The sequence below is a fragment of the Luteococcus sp. Sow4_B9 genome, from assembly GCF_052116585.1.
Classification (GTDB): Bacteria; Actinomycetota; Actinomycetes; order Propionibacteriales; family Propionibacteriaceae; genus Luteococcus.
In genome coordinates this window covers 91,226-116,889 of record NZ_JBQKKT010000003.1, presented here as the reverse complement: position 1 = coordinate 116,889, position 25,664 = coordinate 91,226, and the positions used below count along the sequence as shown (strand labels likewise).

Sequence of the window (25,664 nt, the reverse complement as noted above, 5' to 3'; positions counted from 1 at the left end):
CCCCGCCGGAGGTCATCGCTTCTTGCGCTGCACGACCTTCTTCTCAGCCTTCGGCCCACTGGTCTTCTCGGCCTTCGCCTCCCTGGTCTTCTCGGCCTTCGCCTCCGCGAGGAGGCGCTCGTTCTCCTCCTTCTGGGCCTGCAGCTCGTCGGCATCCAGGCCTCCCATGCGCAGCACGGAGAAGGCCATCGCTGCCAGGAAGAGCGAGATCCACGGCGACAGACCGAAGACCACGGGCAGGGTGATCAGGGCCACCATGTCGAAACCGCGCAGCAGATTCATCGCCACGCCCGGCGGCATCGCACCGGCACTGGTGGACAGCATCGGCTTGGAGAAGTCCGGCGGGGCGGCGGCCACCCAGCGGATGGCCGCCACCAGCCCGGCGACACCGCAGACCAGCGCCACCATCACGCCGTCGTTGACCTGGCGGGGCGCCTCGGTGCCAAGCCCGACGAAGGCGGGGATGACCGCCAGGGTCCACAGGCCGGCCAGCACCATCGGCACCACGCAGGCGGCGGTCCGCAGCTGTGACGTGCTCCATGGGAAGGCGCGGGCCAGACCCCGGGTGCGGGTGAGCACGCGCAGGCTGGAGAAGAACGGGATCAGCGCCGCCATCAGGACCAGGGCGGAGATGGCGGCATTCAACGCACCCAACCCCAGCGCCTGCACCGCATAGGGCACCACCGCGCTGACCAGCAGCAGGACCAGCGGCTTCGGGAAGCGCAGCACCCGCTGGAAGTCACGCCACACCAGGGCACTCGTGCCGATGCCGCGGCCCCGCGTGGCACGCACGCTGCCGCGACGCATCGCCTCCCGCTGCACCAGGATGTCTCGCATCAGGCCGAAGTCCAGCCCGAACATGGCCCCCTGCATACCGCTGACCAGCGAACCGCCGCTGAGCAGCCGAGCACGTCTGATGCCGTTCAGCCGGGCGCGCGCCAGGATGCCGAAGCCCACCAGGGCCACCGCCCCGAGACCGGCCACCAGCAGGGCCCACAGCCGGGTGCTGTCGTGCGAGATGTGGATCGAGGCCCGCCCCGTCGCGGTGGCCACCACCGCCAACATGGTCAGCACGCCCGCCACTGCCGCCAAGGACTGCAGGAGGCGCACCGGCCAGGATCGTTCGGCCCCCTGCTGGGCAGCGGCGAAGGCCACCAGACCCGCCGCCCCCAGCCCCGTCGCAGCGGCCCATGCGCCCACCAGCACCAGCGGAGAACCGGTCAGGGCCGCCACCAGCGCCCCCAGGGCAGCACCCAGGACGAGGGCCGCCATCAGGGCCATCACCAGACGTCGGACCAGGAGGCGCGAGCGCCGCAGCGGGGCGTCCAACAACCAGAAGCCCTCGGCCGCAGACGCCAGCACCGGACCGAACAGGGTGCAGGCCGCCAGGGTCAGCACGAAACTGCCGAACAGGGCCGCCCACGGCAACAGCCCGCGACCCGAGAGGCACGCGGTGGTCTCGCAGTTGGAGGCCATCTGCTGGGCGCGGATCACCACATTGGTGAGCATCGCGACGATCATCACCCCGGCGAAGACGGCAATGTACGCGTCGGACAACATCTGCCCCAGGTGACGCTGGGCGCGGCCCTGACGCCAGTCCTTGATCAAGAGCTCCAGTTGTCGCTCGTCGACCTCCCCCAGCGAGGGCAGCGGTTCGGCCACGTCCGGCCCAGGGCGGTGGGCCTGTGGGGAAGTGCTCATCCGCGGGCACCGCCCAGTTCCACCTCACGCGCCCGCACCGCGGCCACCAGCGACGGCTCGTGCGAGGCCATCACCACCGCCAGCCCCTGGTCCAGGTCCTGTCGGAGCCGACGGCCCAGCCACGCGATTCCCTCCACGTCCAGGCGCTGCTCCGGTTCGTCGAGCACCAGCAGCCTTCGCGGACGGACGAAGGCCGTGGCCAGGGCCAGACGACGGCGCTGGCCCGAACTCAGCGTGCCGGGCAGCTGTCCCGCCTGCGGCACCAGCTGCACCTGGTCCAGCACCTCGTCGACGAGGGCATCGGGCTCCTCCTGGCCGTGGGCCCGGGCCAACAGGTCCAGGTGTTCCACCACCGAGAGGTCGGGGAAGAAGTCCAGATCGTCGATCACCGTGGCCACATTGCGTCGAATGTCCGGATTGGTCTCACGCATCGGCATGCCGCAGACCTCGACCGTGCCGGAGGTCGGCTTGTCGGCACCCACCAGGCAGCGCAGCACGGTGGACTTTCCGGCACCATTTCGGCCGGTCAGTGCCACGGCCTCCCCCTCCTTGACGTCCAGGTTGAAACCGTCGACGATGACGTGCTCCCCGTAGTGCTTGCTCAAATCCCTGACCGACAGGACGGTCTTGCGTGATGCCATGCGTCCCATTGTGCGCCATGCCCCTGCGGCCACCGGAACGCACCGACACTGGTCGGTGGCAAGGCATGGAAGAATGGGCCCCGTGTTCGAGTCCCGTGCCACCCTCGCCAAGCGACGCAATGACGTCGCCCAGATGTTCGACGGCGTCGCCCAGCGCTACGACCTGTTGAACGACCTGATGACCTTTGGCCTGCAGCGCCAGTGGCGTCGCGACACGGTGGAGGCGGTGAACCCCAAGCCGGGCGACGTGATCCTTGACCTGGCCGGTGGCACCGGCACCTCGGCGGCCACCTTCGCCGAGCTGGGGGCCGAGGTCTTCCCGACCGACCTGAGCATGGGCATGCTGCGCGTTGGCCAGCAGCGCCAGCCGCAGCTGCAGTTCGTCGCCGGCGACGCCCTCCAGTTGCCCTATGCGGACAACACCTTTGACACGGTCACGATCAGCTACGGCCTGCGCAATGTGGAGGACACGCTGGCCGCGCTGCAGGAGATGCTGCGTGTCACCCGCCCAGGTGGCCAGGTGGTCATCTGCGAGATGAGTCATCCCACCAATCGGGCCTTCGAGTTCGTCTACGACCAGTGGATCCCGCGCGCACTTCCCGCCCTGAGCCGTTTCTCCAGCAATCCCGCCGCCTACGAGTACCTCTTCGAATCGGTGCTGACCTGGAAGCGCCAGGAGGAACTGGCCGACCTGATGGCCAAGGCCGGTTGGCAGGCCGTCGGCTGGCGCAACCTCAGCCAGGGAATCATCGCCCTGCATCGCGGCTGGAAGGCCTGATACCGCACCAATGGCAATCATCCTCGACCCGTACGCTGCGCGCTCCTGCCCGGTCAAGACGCAGAACCGCTACGACCCCACCGTGGTGGCTCCCCAGAGCCAACCCGACGAGGCGTTGCAGGAGCTCTTTGCCGGCGGCAAGACCTTTGAGGACGAGGTCCTGCAACTGGTGATCGACCACGCGCCCGATGTGGCAGACCTGCGCCAGATCGAGGATCGCGATGAGGCCCAGCGTCTGACGCAGGAGGCCCTGGCGGCCGGGCGTCGCGTCGTGATCGGCCCCAGGCTGCCGGCAGATGTGGCCGGCCACCGCCGAGGACAACCCGACATGCTGGTGCGCGGAGCCGACCAGCCCGACGGCCGCGCTGGCTACCGGCCCGTGGAGGCCAAGCGGCACCGCGTGGTGGAGATGAGCCACACCGACCAGCTGCTGCGCTACAGCACCCTCGCAGACCCGACGACGGAGCTGACCCTGCCCCAGCTGGTCTTCAAGCCGTCACGCGAGGCGGACCTGCTGCAGATGTCCCACTACTGGCGACTGCTGGAGGCCGCCGGCTGGGCCGATGGGGGTGGGGCCGTGGCCGGGGTGATCGGAACCGACCACCTGAACGGCCAGCACCGTCCCGCCATCAGCTGGGTGGACCTCTCGGCCAAGTTCATCCGTACCTTCTCCCGAACCTCCAGCACGGGGTGGAAGCTGCGCAGCGCGCTCGAGCGCTATGACCACGAGTTCGGTTTCCGGGTGAAGGTGGCCCAGGTGGCCGCCGCCCGCACTGGGGTGGGCGAGGACCACCGGCCGATGGTCTCCCCCATCGTCGTGCGCGAATGTGACCACTGCACCTGGTGGGAGGTCTGCAAGCCGCAGCTGGGCGAGGATGACCTGAGCCTGCGGATCAACAAGTCCCCGCTGGATGTTCGTGAGATCAGCGTGCTGCGCAATCACGGCATCAACACGCTGGCGGATCTGGCGCACGCCGACGTCGAGGCACTGATGGAGAGCTATCTGCCGGAGGTGGCGCACCGCAGCGGTGCCGACTCCCGGCTGCGGCTGGCGGCACGACGCGCCTCCTTGATGCTGGCCGGGGTGGAGCTGGAACGTCTCACCTCCGAGCCGGTCGACCTGCCCGAATCCAGCCTGGAGATCGACTTCGACATCGAGACCTCCGCGGGTGACCGGGTCTACCTGTGGGGTTTCCTCGTCGACGACCGGACCACCGGCTCCGACCCCTTCTACAAGGCCTTCTCCCGGTTCGAGGAGTTGGACAATGCCGGTGAGGTGGCGCTGGCCGTGGAGGCCATCACCTGGCTGGACCGGTTGGTCACCGAACGGCCCGACACCCGCGTGTACCACTACTCGGACTACGAGGTGGTGCACCTGATGCGGCTGGCGCGTCGCAGTGGCAAGCCGGACGTGCTGGCCGCCGCCCACCGGGTGCGATCCCACTTCGTGGACCTGTTCTCCCTGGTCAAGGGGCACTTCTTCGGCACCAATGGCCTGGGCCTCAAGGTGGTGGCCCGGTCCGGCCCCGGCTTCGAGTGGCGCGACGACGACCCGGGCGGCCTGAACTCCCAGCGCTGGTTCCGCGATGCCGTGCACGGCCCCGACGAGCTCACCCGCAGCGAGGCGACCACCCGCGTGCTGGAGTACAACGAGGACGATGTGCGGGCCACCCACCAACTGCGGGCCTGGCTGCGCACCCTGGACGACGAGGCGCCCGACGCCGAGACGCCCACCACCTGAGCCCGCGCAGGCCCCGGCCGATGCCGGCTCAGAGGCTGGCGAGCTGCTGCGCCCAGGCCCGTCGCCCGTCGCGGGCCACCGGGACCACCAGCAGCTCAGGGCCACGTACCGGGACCCGCAGCCGCTGGCCCAGCTCCTCCAGGTCGGTGACCGTCGCGACCTGCCAGCCGTAGCCGCCGGCAATCGCGGACAGATCGGCCCGGTGCGGCGTGCCGAAGACCTTCTCGAAGCCGTCGCGGTACTCGTCGCCGCCCTGCTCCAGGGTGTGGAAGATGCTGCCGCCCCGATCGTCGAGGACCACCAGCCGTAGCCGGGGCGCCGTCTCCAGCTGACCCAGCCACAACCCGCCCACGTCGTGCAGGAAGGTGAGGTCACCCAGCAGACAGGTGGTCGGGCTGTCCAGGGCCAGCGCGATACCGGCGGCGGTGGAGATCACCCCGTCGATCCCGGCCAGCCCCCGGTTGGCGAAGACCCGGGTGCCCGGTACCTCCGGGCCCAGCAAGGCCTCGGGAATCGGGGCGAGGTCCGCATCACGAATCGGGTTGGAGGAGCCCAGCACCAGCACCTGCCCTGCCGTGCGCTCCACCACCAGCGAGGCGACGGCGTGGCCGGTGACCGCAGCGCTCTCCCCCACGGGCGGGCGTTGCGCCAGCTCCAGCCGGGTCTGCATGTCCAGGTCTGCCGTCAGCCACTGGTTCAGCCAGTGCTGCTCGTGCGCCGGGGAGAGCACCACGTCGTCGACCACCCGGGAGGCAGTGAAACCCGGGTCTGGCCAGCGGGCTCCGTCGGCCACGACGATGATCTCCACGTCGTCGCGACGCAGCAATCGGGTGACGGGGCGTGACAGAGTCGGGTGCCCGAAGACCACCACCCGCTGGATCCTGCCGCCCAGATCCGCCTTGCCCAGCAGCAGGCGGTAGGTGCTGATGGCGCGGCCGGTGCGGGCATTGCTGGACGGCTCGGCCAACAGCGGGACGTGTCCGGCCTGGGCCACCTGGGCGGCGTGCCGTCCCGTCTGCGGTGTGGCATCCCCCACGAGCACCACCGTGCGCGCAGCGCCGTCCAGGAGCACGGGCGCACTACCGCGAACCAATTCCACCTGCCAGTGCCCCGGCTCGGGCAGCGACTCGTCGGTGGGCATGAGGGGCTCGTCGAAGTGCAGGTTCACCTGGACGGGGCCGGGATCGGCGGTTCGGTCGCCAGCTGCAAGGGTGAGGGCGCGGCGCAGCTGGAAGCGCCAGGAGGGAACCGTCCCGTCGCTGGTCAGCTGCACCTGGTGACGAACCTGCCCCGCAAACAGCCCGAACTGGTGCCCGGTCTGGTTGCCGCCGGAGTTGATCATGGTCAGCGGCCGATCAGCTGACAGCACCACCAGCGGCACTCCCGCCTCGCTGGCCTCCATCACGGCCGGCGAGAGGTTGGCCACCGCCGTGCCGGACGTGGTCACCACGGCCACCGGCTCCTGCAGCGCCTTGGCCATCCCGAGCGCGAGGAAGGCGGCGGACCGCTCGTCGATGCGCACGTGCAGGTGCAGGCCCGGGGTGCGCTGCAGCGCCATCGAGAGCGGCGCATTGCGCGATCCTGGGGCCAGGACGACGTGCCGCACCCCTGCCTGCTGGAGCTGCTCGACGACGCACTGCGCCAGCAACCAGGAAGTCATCGGGCGCCACCCGTGGCTGCCGAGGCCGCGCGATCGGCCCACGCCTCGACGCGGTCCACCGGGGCCGAGCAGGCAGCCAGCCGCTGCGGGGCCACGGTCAAATCCCCCACCGGGAGATGTCCGTCGACGGCGACCAAGCAGGGGTCCGCGACGTCGTCGGTGAACAGTCGTACGGTGTTGAGTCCGCACGCGAAGGGCAGCTCGGGCAGGGCTGCGGCCAGCGCCACGCCCATCCGGATCCCGACGCTGGTCTCCAGCGCCGAGCTGACCACCACGGGCATCGCCAGGTCTTCGGCCAGTTGCAGGCAGCGCCGCACGCCGCCCAACGGCTGCACCTTCAGCACCGCCACATCGGCCGCCCCGAGCCGCTTGACCCGTTCCGGATCGCCGCTGCGCCGAATCGACTCGTCGGCTGCGATCCGCACGTCGATGCCGTGGTGTGCGAGCTGGGTGCGGAGTCTGGCCAGTTCCTCGGTGTCCAGCACTGGTTGCTCGGCGTACTCCAGATCGAAGCGGGCCAGCTGACGCAGGTTCTCGACGGCCTCGTCGAGGGTCCAGCCACCGTTGGCATCGATCCTGACCCGCCCCTGCGGGCCGAGGGCATCCCGGACGGCCTCCACGCGCGCCAGGTCATCGGCCAGCCGCTGCCCACGCTCGGCCACCTTCACCTTGGCCGTGCTGCACCCGGACTCCACCACGATGCTCCGGGCCTGCTCCGGGTCAACGGCCGGGACGGTGACGTTGACGGGAATGCGGTCGCGCACCGGATCGGGAAAACCCAGGTCTGCCGCCTCCCGAGCCGCCTGCCACCAGGGGCGAATTTCGTCCCCCTCGTAGTCGAGGAAGGGGCTGAACTCCCCCCACCCGGCGTCGCCGGACAGCACGATCCCCTCGCGAACCGTGATGCCGCGGAAGCGAGTGCGCAGGGGAATCTGGTAGACGTGCGTGGCCATGCGTCCAGCCTAGTGGGCGGCACCGACCCTGCCCTGTCAGGTGCGTGACCACCCGCAAAATCCCGATGTGCGCCTGTTTGGGATTGTCGCCCCGTCCGCGCATATGGGTACCAGATCCAGTACAAGGGGGAGGAGACAGCCCACCTGCTCCGCGTCCCGGCCAACGCGAACAGCACGGCCTCGAACGATGAGGCTCGTCTTCACCCCCCGGTTGGGCCGACTACCCCTCCTGGCTCGGCGCGGACCGGCAGAACCTCAAGCGCATCAACCGCCTGATCGACGACGCGCTTGGCGACCAAGGAGAACATGTTTCAGGAATTGAGCAGGACTTGCCTGCACGCAATTCATCGAATAACGTGATGAACATGTCAGCAATTCTTGTCGCCAGGTACTACCTGGACCTCATGCGCCACTGCGGCGCATGTGTTTGTTGACCCTGCCCACGGGTGGCCACCAGGCCACACCCGCGCGGCTCGATCCCTGCCACAGCTGACTCTCGTCAGGCGTCTGTGATTCAGGACAGGTAGATCGACTTTCTTCCGCACTGCCAATTGCACCGCCTCGGCGGGTCTTTTGCATACCTGAAATGTCGTCCATTTCCGCATTCGGGCATGCAAAGTTCGAACAATCCTCACACCAGAATCCACAGAAGAGGTATACCCATGTCCAATTCCGATTTCGCACTTGAGGGCATCGACGCCGAGGGCCTCGACCGTCTTTCCTGCAATGCCAAGGAGGATCCCAGCACGGGCCGAAAGACCCTGAAGGCCACCACGGTCTGTGAGGCGGGCTTCCGCAACCTGACCTATGTGCGTGACCTGCAGCCCGTGCTGGTGGGCGAGCCCCCGGCCCTGCTGGGCGACGACTCGGCCCCCAACCCGTCGGAGATGGTGCTGGCCGCCCTGGGCTCCTGCATCTCGGTGGGCCTGCTGGCCAATGCCACGCACCGCGGCGTCACCCTGACCAAGATCGAGGTGGTGATGGAGGGCGACATCGACATCTCCGCCGTCTGGGGCGTCGGTGACATCCCCGAGGACAAGGTGGCCGGTTTCAGCGACATTCGAGTCAACGTCACGCTGGCCGCCGATGCCAGCGACGAGGTGCTGCAGGAGATCCACGACAACGCCATCGTCTGGTCGCCCGTGGTGAACACCATGCGCCGCCCCGTCCGACTCGACTCCACCCTCACCATCGGCTGACCAGCCACCCATTCAGGAGAAGGCCATGACCACCACCCTCAGCACCCCCCTCGTTCGCCCCGAGACCCTGGACCGCATCGCCGAGCGTGCTGGCGCCCTGGACCGGGGACACGAGACCACCCAGGACGTCTTCCCGGAGCTCGGCCAGCAGCAGGTGCTGGCGCTCGGCGCCCCGCACAATGCCGATGGCGGACTGCCCGCCATGGCGGAGCTCGTCCAGCAGGTGGCTGCCCGGTGCATGAGCACGGCCTTCTCCCTGTGGGCCACCCGCGTGACCATCGAATACCTGCTGGCCTCGGGCGCCGAGCTCGGCGCCCGGTACGCCGCGGAGCTGGCCAGCGGTGAGCGGCTGGGCATCACCGGCATGGCGTCGGCCTTCAAGGACCTCTCGGGCTGCGGCGAGTTGGACCTGCAGGCCACCCCCACCGACGATGGGCTGGTGCTGGACGGCACCCTGCGTTGGGCCAGCAACCTGTTCGACGACTCGATCCTGGTCACCGCGGCGCGGACCGCCGACGGCCAGAAGGTGGTGGTCGCGCTGCCGCTCGACACCCCGGGCATCACCGTCGGCAAGGGTTTCGAACTGCTGGCCCTGGGCAGCACCTCGTCCTCCTTCGTGAAGCTGGAGCAGGTGCGGGTCCGCGAGGAGCAGGTGTTGACCCGCGACGTCACCACCTTCCTCACCGGCATCCGCCCCACCTTCCTGGTGCTGCAGAGCGCCATGTGCCTGGGGCTGGCTGGCGCATCGCTGGAGGCGGCGGCGCAGGGCCTTGCCGGAGTCAACGACTCCTTCTCCGACGAGGTCTCGGCCGTGCGCGAGCGACAGCAGCAGACCGTGGCCACGCTGACCGGAATTGCCGAGCGGGTGGGCACCACCACACCCCCGCAGCGTGTGGAGCTGCTGGAGCTGCGCCTGGCCGCCGCCGAGATCGCCACCGCGGCGGCCGGCCTGGAGGTCCGCACCGCCGGTGGCAAGGGCTATGCCCGTTCCACCCCGGCCAGCCGACGTTTCCGCGAGGCCACCTTCATCCCGGTGCAGTCCCCGTCCGAGGGACAGCTGCGCTGGGAACTGGCCAACAACAACTGACCCCCGAGAGGCGGACCCATGACCGCGGTACTCACCGATCCCGAGACCTTGCAGGAGAACTGGCACACCGGCCATCCGGTGGATCCCGCCCGGATGCGTGCCGTGATGGGCGCCTTCCCCACCGGGGTCACGGTGGTCACCACCATGAGCGGCCCGCGACCGGTGGGCATGACCATCAGCTCCTTCGCGTCGGTCTCCCTCGACCCACCGCTCGTGCTGGTCTGCGTGGCCCGCACCGCGGCGAGCCTGCCGGCCTTCCGCGTCGGCCGCCCCCTGGCGGTCAACGTCCTCGGGCACGGCCAGGCCCACCTGGCGCGACGCTTCGCCAGCCGCGTCGAGGACCGATTCGAGGGCGTCGACCACCGCCCCGGGCGCAATGGCTCTCCCCTGCTGAGCGGCACCGCCGCGTGGGTGCAGGGCCATGTGCAGCAGATCCACGACGCGGGTGACCACGTGCTGCTGCTCGTCAACGTCCAGCGGCTGCACCGCAGCGAGATCCAGCCCCTGCTCTACCACTCCGGCCTCCTGCACGACTGGGAGCCGCCCACCCCTGAGGACTTCCGATGACCGTCGCCCCACAACGACATGTTCCGCCCACCACCACTTCCCCTGCCCCCGCCGCCACCCCCCGGCCGCGCCCGGAGCGCGACGAACTCGAGATCTGGGGCATCGGCGAAATGGTCGACCGTGTGATCGCGGTGGCCGTGGAGAAGGCGCACCGACCCACCTCCATGCTGCTGCGCTCCTTGATCGGCGGGACGATGGTGGCCTTCGGCGTGCTGCTCAGCACCACCGTGAGCACCGGCATCACCACGCCTGGACTGTCCAGCATGGTGATGGGTCTGGCCTTCGGCTTCTCCTTCGTGCTGATCCTGGTCTCGGGCGCCTCGCTGATCACCGCCGACATGGCCGCGGGCCTGATCGCGGTGCTCTCCGGCCGGCTCGGCTGGGCGCACTACCTGCGTTTCCTGACGCTGGGGCTGGTGGGCAACCTGGCCGGGGCGCTCGGTTTCATCACCGTCGCCGCAGCGGCCGGCGGTCCCTATCTGGCCAAGCCCTTCGCGACGAATGTGGTGGCCATCGGCACCGCAAAGAGTGGCGCGGGCAACACCAGCGCCTTCCTGCTGGCCATCCTGTGCACCTGGTTCCTGCAGACCGCGATGTTCATGTTCTTCAAGGCCCGCACCGACGTGGCGCGGATGGGCTTTGCCTTCTACGGCCCCTTCGCCTTCGTCGTGGGTGGCACGCAGCACGTGATCGCCAACATCGCCTTCATCGCCTTCCCGATGCTGCTGGGCGCCTTCCACCCCGGCGCCATCCCCGCCACCCCCATCACGTGGGGCCTGGGAGAGCATGGCCTGCTGCGCAACCTGGCGCTGACCACGGCCGGCAACTTCGTCGGCGGCGCGCTGCTGGTGGCGGTGCCCTTCTGGCTGGTGGCCCGTCTGATGCGCCAGGACCGCTGAGCAGAACCTGCTCGTGGCACGCAACAGCGTCCGTCCCCCCGTGGGGACGGACGCTGTTCCTTCGTCAGCGGCGGCGTGGGATCAGAGCTTGGCCTGCCACTTGCCGGCCCAGACCAGGTCATTGGGCGTGCCCTTGAACTCGCTCTTGCCCTCCAGCTTGTCCAGCACCCCGGCGATGATGTCGGGGTTGGAGTTGTAGGCATTCACGAAGCACTTCACCATGGTCAGGTCGTGCAGGTGGGTGGTGAAGTTCAGGCTCACCGCAAAGGTGGGCACCTCGTGCACATACCAGGGGATCTCGTTGCTCATGGCAGCGCTCCACTGGATGCGGTAGTTGTTCTGGGCGCCGTAGCCGATCACCTCGGCGATGAACAGGGCTGCGTCGGTCTCCTGCTTGTACTTCTCGATGGAGCCCTTGACGCGGCTGCCGCCCTCCTGGACGCTCACCTCGTAGCCACGGGCCGTCAGCTCGTCGACGAAGAGCTGGACGGTCTGGTCATTGCCCGAGTAGATGCCGCCCTTCTCACCGGCGACATAGTAGAGCTTGATCCGGCGGTGCTGCTCCGGGTTGAGGGGCAGCTCGTCGAGGGTATTCTTCACCAGGGTGATGCCCTTGTCAGCGGCATCCTTGCGCATGGCCAAGTGCTCCTCGCAGCCAACCACCTCCAGCTCCTTGGGATCCTTGATGAGGGTCCCGTCGGCCTTCTTCTCGTGCAGGCGACGCTTCGCCTTGAGGCCCAGGACGCGGCGCAGGGCGTCGGTCATCCGCTCCTCGGTGATGACCCCCTTGCGGTAGCCATCCAGCATGTAGCCGTAGTCCTCGTCGATCTGGTTGAAGAAGAGGAACATGTCACAGCCTGCCGCGATGGCGCCCGGCACGTAGTCCTTGCGCTGCATCGCCGAGGTCATGCCCAGCATGTGGCTGGCGTCGGTGATCAGCATGCCGTTGAAGTCCAGCTGCTCCTTGAGCAGGGTGGTTGCCAGCTCGGGCGCCAGCGTCGCCGGCAGGATGTCAGAGTCCTGCAGCCCGGGCACGAGCTTCTTCTGGTAGGCCGGCAGGGCGATGTGGCCGGCCATGATCATCTCCACACCGTTGTCGATGTGGTGCTGGTAGACCTTGCCGAAGCTGGCGTCCCACTCCTCCACGGAGAGCTCGTTGACACCCAGGATGAGGTGCTGGTCGCGCTCCTCGGTGCCGTCGCCGGGGAAGTGCTTGATGCAGACGTTGACGTCGCTCTCCCGCATGCCGTCGATGTAGGCCTGGGTGTAGGTGATGACATCGTCGGCATTGGTTCCGTAGGCGCGGGTGTTGACGATGGTGTTGCGCCAGTTGAACAGGATGTCGACGCACGGGTCGAAGTTGGTGTTGACGCCCAGCGCGCTCTCCTCGCGGCCCGAGACATAGCCGGCATTGCGGGCCACCGACGGGTCCCCAGCGGCCTCGCTCTGGGCGCCGGAGGCAATGTAGGTGCCGTCATTGCAGGCGCCATTGCCACCGGAGTCGCAGTTGGCGGCCACCATCAGCGGGATCTTCGAGCCGCTCTGCAGTTCGTTGATCAGGCCCTGCACCTGGGCGGCGGTGCCACCCTGGTAGCGCGCGCCGCCAATGTGGTAGCGGTCCATGATCTCCTGGTTGGTCAGTTCATTGCCGCTGTAGGCGTCCTTGCCGAAGAAGAAGAGATTGGTGAACAGCTGTCCCACCTTCTCCTCGTCGGTCATGGAGGCGATGGTCTCCTCAACCCAGGCCACCTGGGACTCGTCGAGGTTGTAGGGGCTGGCGGTGAGGTCAACGAGCTTTGGCATGTGCTGCTCCTTCTGGTCCGGGGATGGGTACGTCAGGCCTTCACGACGGGCTTGGTGACCTTGCGGTTGCCGCTGACGGTGGGCCACGGAACCTCGTCGGGCAGGTAGGTCTCGAACTCGGTGATCAGGGCCTGCTGGTACTCACCGGCGAAGGTGCCGTCGAGGAATTTCGGCAGCGCCTCGGCGACGAAGCGGTGCCAGGACTCCTTCTCCTTGCCCGGGTTGATCGGGTAGTAGAGGCAGCCGGCCTTGGCGGCGGCATCGCGGTCACCGGGGGCGTCGCCGATCAGCATGATCTTGTCGTCGTCGTACTTGCCCTTGGCCGCGTACTCGACGTGCTGGGCCTTGCCGCCCATCTCCTGTCCGGCGATCACCTTCATGTACTGGGCCAGACCGTGCTCGGTCCACTCCTTCTCCAGCGCGTGCAGCGGGGTGGCGGAGACGGTCATCTGGTCGATGCCGGCGGCGTCCATGGCCTGCATGGCCTCGCGAACACCGGGGAAGGGACCGCAGCCGTGCACCATGTCCGCGATGGTGGCGTTGACGCCATTGCCCCAGCGGATGCAGCGGTCGATGGTCTCCGAGGGGTGCTCGGCGGCGAAGGCGGCGATGCCCTTGTCACTCAGCGGATGGCCGGACTCGATGAACTCGGTCAGCTCCGGGTAGTCGGGGATGGTGACGCCGCGCTCGGCCACCTCGGTGCGGTCCCGCAGCAGGTCCAGCAGCTGACGCAGCGCCAGCCAGCGGTTCAGGCCGCGGGTGACCGATCCCAGGTTCACGAACAGGGCGGTCTGCCGGGCCAGGGTGGAGACGGGCTGCAGGTCGAAGTGCTTGATGTAATTGGGCGTGAAGCACTCGGTGTGCTTGATGTCCATGGCGTCCATGGCACATCCGTCGGAATCGATGCCCACGAAGAACTTCTGGGTCGGGACGAAATCGACGAGCACCTGTGCCGCCGCGGGGATCTGCGTCATTGCCACTCCTTTGTTGCCGGTGTCACCAGCCAATCAAAGGAGCACTACTTGCCACAGGGGTTGCCACCAGTTGTTCGTCGCCCACAGGTGCCGCTGGGGCGCGCGGCTCAGCCCAGCACGCAGCCGACGAAGATGCCGACGGCACAGAGCAGCTCGGCGATGCCGGTCTGCTTCAGCACGCCGATCAGCGGCTTGCCCGTGGCACCGGCCAGCACCGTCCGGGTGGCCGGCAGCAGCAGCACCAGCGTCGCCAGCCCCAGCAGCACCCACCAACTGGTCAGCCCCGCCATCACCACCACGCAGACCACCACCAGGGCGGTCAGGAACGCGAAGAAGCGACGCGTGCCGGCGTCGCCGAGCCGGGTGGCCAGCGTGCGCTTGCCCACCTCTCGGTCGCCGACGATGTCGCGCAGATTGTTGGTCACCAAGATCTGGCAGGCGATGGTGCCGATGGCCACCGCGGCGGCCAGGCTGGCCCACGTCACGCGGTCGATCTGCACATAGGTGGTGCCGCACACGGCCACCAGCCCGAAGAAGATGAAGACGAAGACCTCGCCCAGCCCGGCATAGCCGTAGGGGTGCTCTCCGCCGGTGTAGTACCAGGCGGCGATGATGCAGGCCAGGCCCACGGCAATCAGCCACCAGTGCCCGGTCAGGGCCACCAGCACCAGACCGGCGACGGCGGCCAGCCCGAAGCAGCCGAAGGCGGCGGCCTTCACCTGTGCTGGACGCGCAGCCCCCGAGCCGACCAGCCGCATCGGGCCGACGCGGTCCTCGTCGGTGCCGCGGATCCCGTCGGAGTAGTCATTGGCGAAGTTCACGCCGATCTGCAGGGCCAGCGCGACGACGAAGGCCAGCAGGGCATGCCCCAACCGGAATCCGTCCTCGAACCAGGCCACGGCCGATCCGGCCAGCACCGGCGAGAGCGCCGCCGGAAGGGTGCGCGGGCGCGCTCCCTCGATCCATTCACCAACAGTTGCCACGAGGCCTCAGTCCTTCTCGTCCAACAGCTCGCCCAGCAGCGACTGCCGGTCAATCTTTCCAGAACTCGTCCGCGGCACCACATCAATCCTTGTCAGCTGGCGGGGCAGGGCCGCCCTCCCCAGCCTCGCGGAGAGCTTGGAACGCCACCAGGCAAGGTCATGCGCCGAGGTGGTGGCCAGCACCACCCGGCTGCCCCATTCCGCATCCGGCAGGGCCAGGACCACCCCACTACCGGGTTCGACGGCGTCGACGGCGGCCTGCACGGCGGCCAGGTCCACATTCACGCCGCCGCTGGTGACCACGTCGTCGAAGCGTCCCAGGACGCGCAACCGTCCGTCGCGCCACTCACCGCGATCATTGGTGCGCACCGCGCCATCCGTGAGGGTCTGCGCGGTGAGTTCCGGGTTGAGCCGGTAGCCGCTGAAGACCATGTCACCGCCCAACAGGATGCGGCCCTGTGGGCTGACGGTGGCCTGGACTCCGGGCAGCGGTTCGCCGTCCCAGACGCAGCCGCCACAGGTCTCGCTCATGCCATAGGTGGTGACCAGGTTGAGCCCCCGCGACCGGGCCCGATCCAGCAGCACCGGGTCCACGGCAGCGCCGCCCAGCAGGATCGCGTCATAGCGCGCCAGGCTCGCCATCGTCGCCGGATCGTCCATCGCCCGGAAGAGCTGGGTCGGCACGATCGAGATGGCATTCGCCCCCGCTTGCGGCGCCAGGTCCGAGAGGTCGGGCGAGGCAAAGACCACCGGACGGCCCGCCACATGGGCCCGCACCAACACCATCAGGCCGGCGACGTAGCCGGTGGGCAGCACGCAGGTCCAGCTCATGAGCCCCAGCACCTGCTGCGAGGCCTCGGCGGCGGCCAGCAGCGCCTTCCGGGAGAGCACCACACCCTTCGGCACGCCCGACGAGCCGGAGGTGGAGACCACCACGGCCGCATCCGGCTCCGTGATCGGCAGTTCGGGACGCAGCATCGCCAGCGCCTGTTCCGGGTGCTCCCCGATGGGGGCGAGGGTGAGCCGCCCTGCCAAGGCCTCGGGCAACCGGGCCGGCAGCTCGTCGGCGGTGCAGGTGGTGAGCAGGCGATCCATCCCCCGACCGTATCGCCAACGGGTCGGCAGGGTTAGTGTGACCCGGTGAGCCAGACCTTCTCCTCCCTTGCCAACCCGAACTACCGCATCTGGTTCGTCGGTGGCCTGGTCAGCAACATCGGGGGCTGGATGGCGCGCACCGCGCAGGCGTGGTTGGTGCTGGTGGTGCTCACCGACGGCAATGCCCAGGCGCTGGGCTACCAGACCGCCGCGATCTTCCTGCCCGGCCTGCTGCTCAGCCCGGTGGCGGGAACCGTCGCGGACCGCTTCCCCAAGCGCAGCATCCTGCTGGTCAGCTGCACGGTGGGCATGCTGAGCGCGGCGCTGCTGGCGGGATTGACCATCACGGGCCGCGTGGAACTGTGGCACGTCTTCGCGCTCAGCTTCGTCGACGGGTTGGCGATGGCCTTCGACAATCCCGCCCGCCAGGCCTTCGTCAGTGAGATCGTCAGCTTCGAGGACCTGCCCAATGCCATCAGCCTGAATTCGGCCAGCTTCAATGCGGCCCGGCTGCTGGGCCCGGGCATCGGCGGCGCACTGATCGCCGTGGTGGGAACCGGCTGGGTGATCGCGGCCAATGTGGTGGCCTTCGCGGCCATGACGGTGGCGCTGCTCAGCATGAGGACGAATCTCCTGCACCCGGCCAGGCCCACCGGCGGCAAGGCAGGCGGCTTCGTCGCGGGCCTGCGCTATGTCCGCAGCCGGCCAGACCTGATGGCGCTGTTGACGGTAGGCCTGGCGGTGGGCGGCCTGGGCTTCAACTACAACATCTCCAATGCGGTGATGGCGACGCAGGCCTTCGCCCGTGGCGCCGGCGACTACGGCATCGTCGGCTCGTCGATGGGGATCGGAGCGCTGGCCGCCGCCCTCTGGTCGGCCCGCCGTGGCCGCCCGCGGCTGCGCCACGTGCTGATGGGCATGGCGGGCTACACCGTCTTCAACCTCTTCGCCGCCCTGAGCGGTTCCTTCTGGCTCTTCGTCGTCCTGCAGATCCCGGTGGGCTTCTTCACCATCACCGCCCTGGTCACCGGCAACTCGCTGCTGCAGACCGCGACGGCACCGCAGATGCGAGGCCGGGTGATGGCCCTGTGGGGGCTGATGATCATGGGCGTGGCGCCGCTGGTCTCGCCCCTGGTCGGCTGGCTCGGGGACCAGTTGGGCCCGCGAGCCACGATCCTGTTCGGCGTGGTCTGCGTCGGGATCATCTTCGTGGCGCTGACCGCCACGATCATGCACAATGACCGGATCCGGGTGCGGCTCGACTGGCACAAGCGCGCCCCGTGGATGCGGATCGAACGCCTGATCACCCAGGACATCCCGGAGCTGAAGCGCTGAGCCCCGCTTTCACCCGCGGGCCACGCTTCTGGCCTAGTTTGGTGCCATGAGCACCGTCATCGCCCACCGGGGAGACTCGGAGCAGGCCCGGGAGAACACCGCCGAGGCCTTCGCCGCCGCTGTCGAGGCCGGCGCCGACGTGGTGGAGGTGGACATCCGCACCACCGCCGACGGCACGTCGGTGATCCTGCACGACGAGACGCTGCTGCGGCTGTGGGGACGCCCCAAGCACGTCGCAGACATGGCCGGAACCCTGGCCGAGCAGGGCGATGCGCAGTACCGGATCCCCACCCTGGCCAGCACCCTGCGCCAGTTCGCCGAACTGAACCGGGCGCGCCGCCACCGCGTGACCCTGCTGATCGACACGGTCAGCGAGTACGACGTCCGGGTGGCCGTCGACGAGGTGCGTCGCTTCCAGGCCAGCGATGACGGCCGGCTGGTGCCGATCAGCTGGTGCGGTGCCACCGAGGCGATGCTGGTGGTCCGGGAGTTGCTGCCGGACGCCGATCTGGCCTACAACCACAGCGGTCCGCGGTTGGACATGGCCATGGTGCGGCGCCTGCGCCCCAGCGCCGTGAACCTGGAGTGGACCCTGCTCTCGCCCCGGCTGGTGGACCAGATCCACCGGATGGGTCTGGACGTGGCGGTGTGGACCATCAATGACGCCTGGACCATGACGCTGGCGATCCACGCGGGCGTCGACCGGATCACCACCGACCGGCCGCGCCTGTTGCGCCGCCTGCTGATGGGCGGCGCCAGTCCCCTGGCACTGGCCATCCTGGACGCGGACAGCCTGGCCGTCGCGGCCGAGGTGGGCCGGGAGACGGCGATGGCGGTCAAGGTGGCGTGGGAGCTGGCGGTCTGGGCTAATGCCCACCTGCGCACCGCCTCCCTGGTGACGGATGTTGACCTGGCCATCGAGCGCCATGTCCGTGAGGTGGTGGAGCACACCTTCGGCGGCGCCCATCGGGTGGTGGGTCGTGAGCTCGGTGGCAACCCGGAACGTGACCGCCCCACCTGGTACCTGGGTCCGGTGGTGGGCACGACGAACCTGGTCAATGGTCTGCCCTGGTCCTGCATGAGCCTGGCACTGGCCGTCGACGGCGAACCGCTGGTGGCCAGCCTGGCCCAGCCCGCCCTGGACAATGTCTTCCTGGCCGCGCAGGACATGGGTGCCGTGCTCAATGGCGAACCGCTGCAGGTGGCCCGCTGCGACTCGTTGGCGGGCCGCACCGTGCTCGCAGAACTCGACGCGCAGGGCCTGTGGCCCGGCCTGGAGGGCTTGCTCACCGGGTTGGGGGAAGCGCACTGCACGCCCCGCCTGATGGGTTCGGGCGCTCTCAGCCTGGCCGGGGTGGCTGCCGGCTGGGCGGCCGCGGGAGTGGTGCACCGCTTCGATCCGAGGGAACACCTGGCCGCCATGCTGGTGGCCCGGGAGGCGGGTGCCGACGTGGTCGACCTGGCCGGCGCGCCGAACCTCTTCCCAGAGGACGGTGGCGTGCTCGTCGCCGCCCCGGATGCCACCCAGACCGTGTTGCGCTGTCTGTCGCGGTGAGGCCGGATGCTTGGATGGGGGGCATGAAGAAGCTCCTCAACCAGGCTGGCGACGCCGTCGCCGACTCCCTCAGGGGCCTCGAGGCCGCCCACGGGCACCGCCTGCGCGTCGACCACGAACACCGCGTGGTCCTGCGCGGTCAGGATCCGGACGTCCCGCGGGTGGGGGTGGTCTCCGGTGGGGGCAGCGGGCACGAGCCCCTGCACAGTGGCTATGTGGGCCGCGGCATGCTGGACGCGGCCTGCGCCGGGGAGGTCTTCACCTCCCCCACCCCGGACCAGGTCATCGCGGCCAGCCGCGCCGTGGACCAGGGCCACGGGGTGCTGCACATCGTGAAGAACTACACCGGCGATGTGCTCAACTTCGAGATGGCCGCCGAGCTGCTGGCCGACGAGGGCATCGACGTCGAGCAGGTGGTGGTGGACGACGACGTCGCCGTCACCGACTCGTTGTACACCGCCGGCCGACGCGGAGTGGGGCTCACGGTGCTGTTGGAGAAGGTGGTGGGCGCGGCCGCCGAGCAGGGCTGTCGGCTGACCGAGCTGGCAGCCCTGGCCCGATCGGTCAACGACCGTGGCCGATCGATGGGACTCGCGCTCAGCAGCTGCACCGTTCCCGCCGTGGGGCGGCCCACCTTCGAACTACCCGAGGACCAGTTCGAACTTGGGATCGGTATCCATGGTGAGCCCGGCCGTGAGAGGCTTCGTGCTGTGGGAGCGCGCGATGCCGCGGAGCTGCTCGTCGATCCCGTGCTCGCCGACCGTGACTTCACCGGGTCCCCGACGATCTGCATGCTCAATGGGATGGGCGCCACCCCACTGATGGAGCTGTACGTCATGTACGGCGAGGTGTCGAGATTGCTGCAGGCCCGCGGGGTGACGATCGCCCGCAACCTGGTGGGCAACCACGCCACTTCCCTGGACATGGCGGGCTGCTCCCTGACGCTGCTGACTGCCGACGACGACCTGCTTGACCTGTGGGATGCGCCGGTGGACACGCCCGGACTGAGATGGGGTTGCTGACCATGGACCTGACCACTGCCATGGCCTGGATGGCCGACTATGCCGAACTCATCGCCGCGCACGCCGCCGAGCTCACCGAGCTCGACCGGCAGATCGGCGACGCCGACCACGGTTCCAACCTGGACCGCGGCATGCAGGCCGTCGTCGCCCTGGACGCCAGCTCCTTCGACTCCGCAGCCGACTACCTCAAGAAGGCGGGAATGACCCTGGTGAGCACGGTCGGCGGCGCCGCCGGACCGCTCTATGGCACCTTCCTGCTGCGCTTCGCCTCCGCCCTGGGTGAGACCAACGACGCCCCCGCCACGGCCCGCGCCTGGCGCGCCGGCCTCGAGGGCCTGGTGGCCCGCGGCAAGGCAGGCGTTGGGGACAAGACCGTCGTCGACGCACTGGCGCCCGCCGTGGAGGCGATGGAGGCCCACACGGGCGACGTGCGCAGCTGCCTGGAGGCGGGGCTGGCCGCGGCCCGGGCCGGGCGCGACGCCACCGTCCCGATGGTCGCCCGACGCGGACGGGCCTCCTATCTGGGTGAACGCAGCGCCGGACACCAGGATCCCGGCGCCACCAGTATCACGCTGCTGGTGGAGTCCGCCCTTGCCGTCCTGCCCTGACCACCGCTGACCACTACCTCGGGGGAGCCATGATCAGCATCGTCGTCGTCTCGCACAGCCGTGCGCTGGCCCGTGCCGCCGTCGCCCTGGCCCATGAAATGGTGCCGGAGGCAGTGCGCCCTCGCATCGTCGTCGCCTCCGGGCTGGACGACGAGACCACCGGAACCGATGCGGTGGCCGTGGCCGCCGCGATCGACGAGGTGGATTCTCCCGACGGAACGCTCGTGCTGGTGGACCTGGGCAGTGCCCTGCTGTCCACGGAGATGGCTCTTGAGTTCGTCGAGCCCGACGTGGCCGAACGAGTGCGGATCAGCTCCGCCCCGATGGTGGAGGGCCTGGTGGCCGCCGCCGTGTGCGCCTCCAGCGGCGCCGGCCTGGACCAGGTGGATGCCGAGGCGGGACAGTCCCTGCTGCCCAAACGCCAGCATCTGGGCCACCCGTCGTCCGGCCAGCAACCGACCATCCGCAGCACTCCCGCACCCGCAGCCACCGCCATCGCACCGGGCGACGAGCTGGAGCTGCGGGTGGTGGTGCAGAACCAGCACGGCCTGCACGCCCGCCCCTGCGCCTCGATCGTCGCGGCGATGGCCGGATTCGATGCCACCGTGACGATCAGCCGGGCCGACGACCCCGACGAGCTGGGGACGGTGGATGCCCGCAGCATCATGGCAGTGCAGGGGCTGGGCCTTCGTCGGGGAGAGGAATTGGTGGCCCGGTTCAGCGGCCCCCAGGCACACCACGCGCACCGGGACTTCGCCGAACTGGCCGCCCGCAATTTCGGCGACGGAGTGCCTGCCCACCAGCCGCAGGCCGTGGCCCAGACGCTGGGCGGCAGCCCGATCGTGGAACTGCCCCTGTGCGTTGACGTCAGCACCTACGGGCCCGGTGACCCGCAGGAGGAGGCCGCCCGGTTGGAGCGGGCCATGGCGGCCGCCGACGGATTCGTGGAAGGGCTGGCCGCTCGGGTGCCCGACGGCAGCGCCACCGGCGCGGTGCTGCGCGCCATCCGCTCCATCCTGGCCGATCCGATGTTGGGGCAGGGATTCCGCGAGGAGGTGCAGGACGGGGCCAGCGCCGTGGCGGCGGTGCGCACCACGATGGCCGAGGCCTGCCGTTTCTTCGAGACGATGACCAATCCCTACCTGCGCGAACGCGGCACGGACCTGCGGGCGCTGGAGCGGCTGGTGCTGCGCGCCCTGGTGGACGAGGGTGACCTGACCATTGCGGACGTGCCGGCCGGTCACCTGGTGCTGGTGGAGGAGCTCGATGCGATCACAGCCACCCAGCTGGACCCCCGCCAGGTGCCCGGGGTGTTGACCCGCACCAGCGGCAGCAATGGCCACGGCCTGATCGTCGCCCGTGACCGCGGGCTGGCGGTCCATGTCGTCGACGCGGGCTAGTCTTTTCCGCATGACTGACGCCGATGGACTCGTCTGGGCGTGGGGATGGGGCCTGGCCACCGTCCACGACTCCGGCCAGGTGCTGGACACCTGGTTCCCCGAGCCCCAGCTGGGGCACCCCGCCGATGACGTGAAGGCGCCGTCGGCCATGGTCTCGTCGCAGACCGAGGACACAGACCGCCGGGTGCGCGTGCAGCTGGTGAAGTCGGTGGTGGACCTCACCGCCCCACCCGCCGATGTCAGCGACGCCTACCTGCGCCTGCACCTGCTCAGCAGCCGTCTCGTGCAGCCGCACGGGATGAATCTGGACGGCCTGATCGGCATCCTGCCGAATGTGGTGTGGACCAGCTGTGGGCCCTGCGCCCTGGAGGCCTTCGAGCAGGTGCGCCTGCAGCTGCGCAATACCCGGGGCGTGGTGAACGTGCTCTCGGTGGACCGCTTCCCCCGCATGGTGGACTATGTGGTGCCGTCGGGCGTGCGGATCGGCGACGCCGACCGCGTGCGGTTGGGCGCGCACCTGGCCGAGGGCACCACCGTGATGCACGAGGGTTTCGTGAACTTCAATGCCGGCACGCTGGGCCACTCGATGGTGGAGGGCCGGATCTCGGCCGGTGTGGTCGTCGACGACGGCACCGACGTGGGTGGGAGCGCCTCCATCATGGGCACCCTCAGCGGCGGCGGCACCCAGGTCATCCGGATCGGCAAGGGCTGCCTGCTGGGCGCCGAGAGCGGGGTGGGCATCTCGTTGGGTGACAACTGCGTGGTGGAGGCCGGCCTGTACGTGACGGCCGGAACCAAGGTGCGCCTGCCCGACGGGAAGGTGGTCAAGGCCGTCGAGCTGAGCGGCCGCAACGACCTGCTGTTCATCCGCGACTCCCAGACCGGCGCGGTCCTGGTGAAGCCCCGCGACGGCCAGACGATCGCGCTGAACTCGGCGCTGCACCAGAACTGAGGCCCACCGTGCGCAGGTCCGTACCCCTCCTGGTGCTGCTGGTGCTGGTGACCAGCCTGGTGATCGGCACCATCACCCTGCTGGGCTGGATCAGGAGTGGGGCCACCTCCGTGATCCCGCCCGCGCAGCAGTGTGTGGTGCAGGTGGGCACGGTGCGGGACTCCCTGAGCCTGGAGCAGTCGGAGAATGCGGCGATCATCGTCGCGGAGGCCCAGCGACGGGGGTTGCCGGCCCGGGCATCGTCGATCGCCCTGGCCACGGCGATGCAGGAGTCTGACCTGCGCAACATCGACTACGGCGACCGTGACTCGGTGGGCCTGTTCCAACAGCGCCCCAGTCAGGGCTGGGGCACTGTGGAGCAGATCATGGACCCCTGGTATTCCGCCGGGAAGTTCTACGACCACCTGGTGCACGTGCCCAACTGGCAGGCGGGCGACATCAATGACGTCGCGCAGGCGGTGCAGCGTTCCGGGGTGCCCGACGGCTACCGCAAGCACGTGGAGGTCTCCCGGGCCTGGGCCAGCGCGCTGACCGGCCACTCCCCCGCGGCGGTGCGCTGCATCGACCGCGGCGCTTCGACGCCGGAGACGGCGCGGGCGACGAAGGTGGTGGAGCGGGCCTTCGGTGGGAGTGTGAAGGCCAGCCACGGTCAGGCGCAGATCACGCTGAACTCGTCGGATCCGACGAAGCTGTGGGCCGCCGCCCAGTTGGTGCTGGCCACCACGGAGACGACGGGTGTGACCGCGGTCACCGTCGGGGACCAGACACTGGAGCTGAGCGCCACCGAACTGGCCCAGTGGAGTGCCGCCTCGGCGGGCACGAACAAGCCCACCGAGGCGACCATCACGCTGCGTGCGTGACCTGGGCGCACCCGGGCCACAGGGGGTAGACGTCGCACCATCCATCGGTTCCGCGGTCACCCCCGCCTCCGATCGGCACGGAAAGCGCGAGCGCGAAACTCATCAGAATCGTCCAACCTGACGCGCGTTGAAGTACCCTTTTCACAATTCCTCCTTAGTTAAGTGATTGATATTGATGATTGGAAGGACGTCCGGGAAGTGAGTCGTGGCAGATCAGCCAGACTGAGCAACAGTGGCCTTGTCGAAGTGTCTGCATCTGTATTTCTGGCTCTGCTCACACTGGTCAACCAGACCGCACACCCAGACTCCTTGACAGTGGCAGTCTTTTCAGTGCTCGCCTGCCTTGGGGCGGGCTTGTGCGGGCGTCGGCCAACGGTCGGTGCCCTCGTCGTGGCTCTCGGAATCGCCGGTATGGCGCCCCTGCCCGCTTCGCAGACCGGCGTGGCCTTTCATTCCTGCCTAATACCAACCTTCAGTTTCGCCCGGCGGGGCCGCTCCCTGCGGGCCTGTGGATGGGCCGTCGTCGCCCTTGTGGTGGCCACCGGCAAGACAAGTCGTGAGGTGACCAACACCAGTTCATTGCTCAGCTACTCGCTGGCATGGTTGGTGCTCCTGGTCCTTGCCGGGCTTGCGGGGCACCTCATCCATGCCACTGCTTCCGCCGCTGCCTCCAGACGTGCCGCGGAGTTGCTCGAACAGCGTCGAGCACTGGCTCGCCAACTCCATGACACTGTCGCCCATGACCTCGCCGTGATCGCCATGACGAGTCAGCGAGCGCAGCTGGACGGTCATCTCTCGGCAGCGGACCTCGAGACCATCGCCGCGAGCTCCCGCAGGGGGAGCACCACCTTGCGTTCCACGCTGGACCTGTTGATCTCCGCTCAACAGGAACCCTTTCGGGAGCCGACGAGCACCTCACCATTCCCCACGCTCATTGCCTCAAGAGCCAACTATCTGGAGCGATTGGGATTTCAGGTCAACGTGGATCTTGACGGCGACTGGAGCACGGTGGACGCCACCACCGCCCAGTGTTTTTCCCACGTGCTGCAGGAAGCAATCAATAATGTGGAGAAGCACGCGGACCGCACCAAACCAGTGGCGCTACTCGTGGAAGTCACCCATGAATCCGTCAGCCTGGTCGTACTGAACCAAGCCACTGCGCACACCACTCGGTTGAATCACAACCCTCTGGGCCTGAAGGCGATGAAGCAGCGCCTGCAGGGCTTGGGGGGAAGCCTCGAAGCCGGTCTGCACGAGACGACGTGGACCCTGCGCGCCACATCTCCGCTGCTGAGGCTGTGACCCGGGACCTGCGAGGCCCGAGCCACAGCCTCGGCGGGTGAGACCGCGTTCGTCGAATCAGTTGCGAGTCTCGAGAGTGGCCGCCTCGGCTCGGCCGACCAGGCAACCCATGGCGGTGCTGCCCGGCGTACTGATCCAGCTGCTGGTCCGGTCGGGGGCGTTGTTGCAGATGACCCGGAGCCGGAACTCCCCGGTACCTGACGTGCACTTGGCGACGAACTTCCCGTCGGAGGTACCGGTCACGGAGCAGCCCGTCGGCAGCGCCTCGGCAGTGGCGGGGCTGGACAGCAGCAGCGCACTGCTGGCAGCGAGCATGGCGCCCGTTGCAGCCACGATCTTCTTGATGGACTTCATTGCTCTTCCTTTCCGTCATCCAATCCGACTCTCGGGGAGACACCGACGAAATTAAGAGATGCCCTCGAGCGGTGGACGGCTACAGCGGCAGACGTGAGCTCTTTGGCCCAAGTCTTGGCCCTGGCGGCCCAAGAGCGCACAGGGTCTACGAAAAGACGCTAGAAAGGACCAACGGCTCGAAAGCATGCAGATCAG

At 68.8% G+C, this 25,664-nt stretch carries 23 protein-coding genes and 1 pseudogene; 15 read left to right on the top strand and 9 right to left on the bottom strand.

Annotation, left to right across the window (positions count from 1 at the left end; translation table 11 throughout):
- Nucleotides 1-12: 12 nt before the first annotated feature.
- Both ACTQ49_RS03135 and ACTQ49_RS03130 read right to left on the bottom strand, forming a co-directional pair.
- Complete coding sequence (locus ACTQ49_RS03135) at nt 13-1,701, bottom strand: DUF6297 family protein (RefSeq protein ID WP_441826390.1); 1,689 nt, start codon at nt 1,699-1,701, stop codon at nt 13-15.
- On the bottom strand, nt 1,698-2,351 hold the full coding sequence (locus tag ACTQ49_RS03130) for an ABC transporter ATP-binding protein (RefSeq protein ID WP_441826389.1): 654 nt from the start codon (nt 2,349-2,351) through the stop codon (nt 1,698-1,700). The genes ACTQ49_RS03135 and ACTQ49_RS03130 overlap by 4 nt, the downstream gene beginning before the upstream one ends.
- A gap of 64 nt (nt 2,352-2,415) precedes the next feature.
- Here ACTQ49_RS03130 and ACTQ49_RS03125 point away from each other — a divergent pair, with 64 nt between their 5' ends.
- Both ACTQ49_RS03125 and ACTQ49_RS03120 read left to right on the top strand, forming a co-directional pair.
- Nucleotides 2,416-3,120, top strand: coding sequence for a demethylmenaquinone methyltransferase (locus tag ACTQ49_RS03125; protein ID WP_441826388.1), 705 nt, complete (start codon nt 2,416-2,418; stop codon nt 3,118-3,120).
- A gap of 10 nt (nt 3,121-3,130) precedes the next feature.
- Nucleotides 3,131-4,861, top strand: coding sequence for a TM0106 family RecB-like putative nuclease (locus ACTQ49_RS03120; RefSeq protein ID WP_441826387.1), 1,731 nt, complete (start codon nt 3,131-3,133; stop codon nt 4,859-4,861).
- Between the two features lie 28 nt (nt 4,862-4,889).
- Here the strand turns inward: ACTQ49_RS03120 and menD are convergent, their stop codons facing one another.
- Together menD and ACTQ49_RS03110 are read right to left on the bottom strand one after the other, a co-directional pair.
- Entirely contained in the window at nt 4,890-6,521 is a 1,632-nt protein-coding gene (gene menD / locus ACTQ49_RS03115) for a 2-succinyl-5-enolpyruvyl-6-hydroxy-3-cyclohexene-1-carboxylic-acid synthase (protein ID WP_441826386.1), read from the bottom strand.
- Nucleotides 6,518-7,474 (bottom strand): o-succinylbenzoate synthase, encoded by a 957-nt coding sequence (locus tag ACTQ49_RS03110; RefSeq protein WP_441826385.1) that lies wholly within the window; start codon nt 7,472-7,474, stop codon nt 6,518-6,520. Before ACTQ49_RS03110 ends, menD begins: the two co-directional genes overlap by 4 nt.
- Before the next feature lie 662 nt (nt 7,475-8,136).
- On the opposite strand from ACTQ49_RS03110, the gene ACTQ49_RS03105 reads away from it, so the two are divergent.
- The 4 genes from ACTQ49_RS03105 to ACTQ49_RS03090 are packed head-to-tail and all read left to right on the top strand — an operon-like array spanning nt 8,137 to nt 11,226.
- Nucleotides 8,137-8,673: an OsmC family protein gene (locus tag ACTQ49_RS03105; protein ID WP_441826384.1), complete on the top strand. Its 537-nt coding sequence runs from the start codon at nt 8,137-8,139 to the stop codon at nt 8,671-8,673.
- Between the two features lie 25 nt (nt 8,674-8,698).
- Nucleotides 8,699-9,760, top strand: coding sequence for a hypothetical protein (locus tag ACTQ49_RS03100; RefSeq protein ID WP_441826383.1), 1,062 nt, complete (start codon nt 8,699-8,701; stop codon nt 9,758-9,760).
- An 18-nt stretch (nt 9,761-9,778) separates the two neighbouring features.
- The gene (locus ACTQ49_RS03095) at nt 9,779-10,327 is read left to right on the top strand and encodes a flavin reductase family protein (RefSeq protein ID WP_441826382.1); all 549 of its coding nucleotides are present in this window, start codon (nt 9,779-9,781) and stop codon (nt 10,325-10,327) included.
- Nucleotides 10,324-11,226 (top strand): formate/nitrite transporter family protein, encoded by a 903-nt coding sequence (locus ACTQ49_RS03090; protein ID WP_441826381.1) that lies wholly within the window; start codon nt 10,324-10,326, stop codon nt 11,224-11,226. The genes ACTQ49_RS03095 and ACTQ49_RS03090 overlap by 4 nt, the downstream gene beginning before the upstream one ends.
- An 81-nt stretch (nt 11,227-11,307) precedes the next feature.
- On the opposite strand, the gene ACTQ49_RS03085 is transcribed toward ACTQ49_RS03090, so the two are convergent.
- The 4 genes from ACTQ49_RS03085 to ACTQ49_RS03070 form a co-directional block, all read right to left on the bottom strand.
- On the bottom strand, nt 11,308-13,029 hold the full coding sequence (locus tag ACTQ49_RS03085; RefSeq protein WP_441826380.1) for a glycoside hydrolase family 3 protein: 1,722 nt from the start codon (nt 13,027-13,029) through the stop codon (nt 11,308-11,310).
- Between the two features lie 32 nt (nt 13,030-13,061).
- Nucleotides 13,062-14,003, bottom strand: a complete 942-nt coding sequence (locus ACTQ49_RS03080; RefSeq protein ID WP_441826379.1) for an HAD family hydrolase — start codon at nt 14,001-14,003, stop codon at nt 13,062-13,064.
- 107 nt (nt 14,004-14,110) lie between these two features.
- Nucleotides 14,111-14,986 (bottom strand): 1,4-dihydroxy-2-naphthoate polyprenyltransferase, encoded by an 876-nt coding sequence (locus ACTQ49_RS03075; RefSeq protein ID WP_441826378.1) that lies wholly within the window; start codon nt 14,984-14,986, stop codon nt 14,111-14,113.
- A 6-nt stretch (nt 14,987-14,992) separates the two neighbouring features.
- On the bottom strand, nt 14,993-16,081 hold the full coding sequence (locus tag ACTQ49_RS03070; protein ID WP_441826377.1) for an AMP-binding protein: 1,089 nt from the start codon (nt 16,079-16,081) through the stop codon (nt 14,993-14,995).
- 45 nt (nt 16,082-16,126) lie between these two features.
- Here ACTQ49_RS03070 and ACTQ49_RS03065 point away from each other — a divergent pair, with 45 nt between their 5' ends.
- The 9 genes and pseudogenes from ACTQ49_RS03065 (at nt 16,127) to ACTQ49_RS03025 (ending at nt 25,115) form a co-directional block, all read left to right on the top strand.
- A complete protein-coding gene (locus ACTQ49_RS03065; protein ID WP_441826376.1) occupies nt 16,127-17,416 on the top strand; it encodes an MFS transporter in 1,290 nt (429 codons plus the stop codon).
- A gap of 46 nt (nt 17,417-17,462) precedes the next feature.
- Entirely contained in the window at nt 17,463-18,971 is a 1,509-nt protein-coding gene (locus tag ACTQ49_RS03060) for an inositol monophosphatase family protein (protein WP_441826375.1), read from the top strand.
- Nucleotides 18,972-18,994: 23 nt separating this feature from the next.
- A complete protein-coding gene (dhaK, locus tag ACTQ49_RS03055; RefSeq protein ID WP_441826374.1) occupies nt 18,995-19,993 on the top strand; it encodes a dihydroxyacetone kinase subunit DhaK in 999 nt (332 codons plus the stop codon).
- Nucleotides 19,981-20,601: a dihydroxyacetone kinase subunit DhaL gene (dhaL, locus tag ACTQ49_RS03050; RefSeq protein WP_441826373.1), complete on the top strand. Its 621-nt coding sequence runs from the start codon at nt 19,981-19,983 to the stop codon at nt 20,599-20,601. Before dhaK ends, dhaL begins: the two co-directional genes overlap by 13 nt.
- Before the next feature lie 29 nt (nt 20,602-20,630).
- Nucleotides 20,631-21,038 (top strand): annotated as a pseudogene (gene dhaM / locus ACTQ49_RS03045) (dihydroxyacetone kinase phosphoryl donor subunit DhaM); the annotation flags it as partial.
- Nucleotides 21,039-21,125: 87 nt separating this feature from the next.
- The gene (locus ACTQ49_RS03040; RefSeq protein WP_441826505.1) at nt 21,126-22,001 is read left to right on the top strand and encodes an HPr family phosphocarrier protein; all 876 of its coding nucleotides are present in this window, start codon (nt 21,126-21,128) and stop codon (nt 21,999-22,001) included.
- 10 nt (nt 22,002-22,011) lie between these two features.
- Nucleotides 22,012-22,953: a 2,3,4,5-tetrahydropyridine-2,6-dicarboxylate N-succinyltransferase gene (gene dapD / locus ACTQ49_RS03035; protein ID WP_441826372.1), complete on the top strand. Its 942-nt coding sequence runs from the start codon at nt 22,012-22,014 to the stop codon at nt 22,951-22,953.
- An 8-nt stretch (nt 22,954-22,961) separates the two neighbouring features.
- Entirely contained in the window at nt 22,962-23,813 is an 852-nt protein-coding gene (locus ACTQ49_RS03030; protein ID WP_441826371.1) for a hypothetical protein, read from the top strand.
- Nucleotides 23,814-24,224: 411 nt separating this feature from the next.
- A complete protein-coding gene (locus ACTQ49_RS03025; protein WP_441826370.1) occupies nt 24,225-25,115 on the top strand; it encodes a sensor histidine kinase in 891 nt (296 codons plus the stop codon).
- Nucleotides 25,116-25,172: 57 nt separating this feature from the next.
- Here the strand turns inward: ACTQ49_RS03025 and ACTQ49_RS03020 are convergent, their stop codons facing one another.
- A complete protein-coding gene (locus ACTQ49_RS03020; protein ID WP_441826369.1) occupies nt 25,173-25,469 on the bottom strand; it encodes a hypothetical protein in 297 nt (98 codons plus the stop codon).
- Nucleotides 25,470-25,664: the final 195 nt, after the last annotated feature.

What these genes read in the sequence shown, in the direction of transcription:
- dapD (WP_441826372.1), top strand. Translation starts at nt 22,012, where the DNA reads ATGACTGACGCCGATGGACTCGTCTGGGCGTGGGGATGGGGCCTGGCC.
- ACTQ49_RS03110 (WP_441826385.1), bottom strand. Translation starts at nt 7,474, where the DNA reads ATGGCCACGCACGTCTACCAGATTCCCCTGCGCACTCGCTTCCGCGGC.
- dhaK (WP_441826374.1), top strand. Translation starts at nt 18,995, where the DNA reads ATGAAGAAGCTCCTCAACCAGGCTGGCGACGCCGTCGCCGACTCCCTC.
- ACTQ49_RS03080 (WP_441826379.1), bottom strand. Translation starts at nt 14,003, where the DNA reads ATGACGCAGATCCCCGCGGCGGCACAGGTGCTCGTCGATTTCGTCCCG.
- dhaL (WP_441826373.1), top strand. Translation starts at nt 19,981, where the DNA reads ATGGGGTTGCTGACCATGGACCTGACCACTGCCATGGCCTGGATGGCC.
- ACTQ49_RS03120 (WP_441826387.1), top strand. Translation starts at nt 3,131, where the DNA reads ATGGCAATCATCCTCGACCCGTACGCTGCGCGCTCCTGCCCGGTCAAG.
- ACTQ49_RS03085 (WP_441826380.1), bottom strand. Translation starts at nt 13,029, where the DNA reads ATGCCAAAGCTCGTTGACCTCACCGCCAGCCCCTACAACCTCGACGAG.
- ACTQ49_RS03125 (WP_441826388.1), top strand. Translation starts at nt 2,416, where the DNA reads ATGGGCCCCGTGTTCGAGTCCCGTGCCACCCTCGCCAAGCGACGCAAT.
- ACTQ49_RS03090 (WP_441826381.1), top strand. Translation starts at nt 10,324, where the DNA reads ATGACCGTCGCCCCACAACGACATGTTCCGCCCACCACCACTTCCCCT.
- ACTQ49_RS03070 (WP_441826377.1), bottom strand. Translation starts at nt 16,081, where the DNA reads ATGGATCGCCTGCTCACCACCTGCACCGCCGACGAGCTGCCGGCCCGG.
- ACTQ49_RS03135 (WP_441826390.1), bottom strand. Translation starts at nt 1,701, where the DNA reads ATGAGCACTTCCCCACAGGCCCACCGCCCTGGGCCGGACGTGGCCGAA.
- ACTQ49_RS03130 (WP_441826389.1), bottom strand. Translation starts at nt 2,351, where the DNA reads ATGGGACGCATGGCATCACGCAAGACCGTCCTGTCGGTCAGGGATTTG.
- ACTQ49_RS03060 (WP_441826375.1), top strand. Translation starts at nt 17,463, where the DNA reads ATGAGCACCGTCATCGCCCACCGGGGAGACTCGGAGCAGGCCCGGGAG.
- ACTQ49_RS03095 (WP_441826382.1), top strand. Translation starts at nt 9,779, where the DNA reads ATGACCGCGGTACTCACCGATCCCGAGACCTTGCAGGAGAACTGGCAC.
- ACTQ49_RS03020 (WP_441826369.1), bottom strand. Translation starts at nt 25,469, where the DNA reads ATGAAGTCCATCAAGAAGATCGTGGCTGCAACGGGCGCCATGCTCGCT.
- ACTQ49_RS03105 (WP_441826384.1), top strand. Translation starts at nt 8,137, where the DNA reads ATGTCCAATTCCGATTTCGCACTTGAGGGCATCGACGCCGAGGGCCTC.
- menD (WP_441826386.1), bottom strand. Translation starts at nt 6,521, where the DNA reads ATGACTTCCTGGTTGCTGGCGCAGTGCGTCGTCGAGCAGCTCCAGCAG.
- ACTQ49_RS03025 (WP_441826370.1), top strand. Translation starts at nt 24,225, where the DNA reads ATGGCGCCCCTGCCCGCTTCGCAGACCGGCGTGGCCTTTCATTCCTGC.
- ACTQ49_RS03100 (WP_441826383.1), top strand. Translation starts at nt 8,699, where the DNA reads ATGACCACCACCCTCAGCACCCCCCTCGTTCGCCCCGAGACCCTGGAC.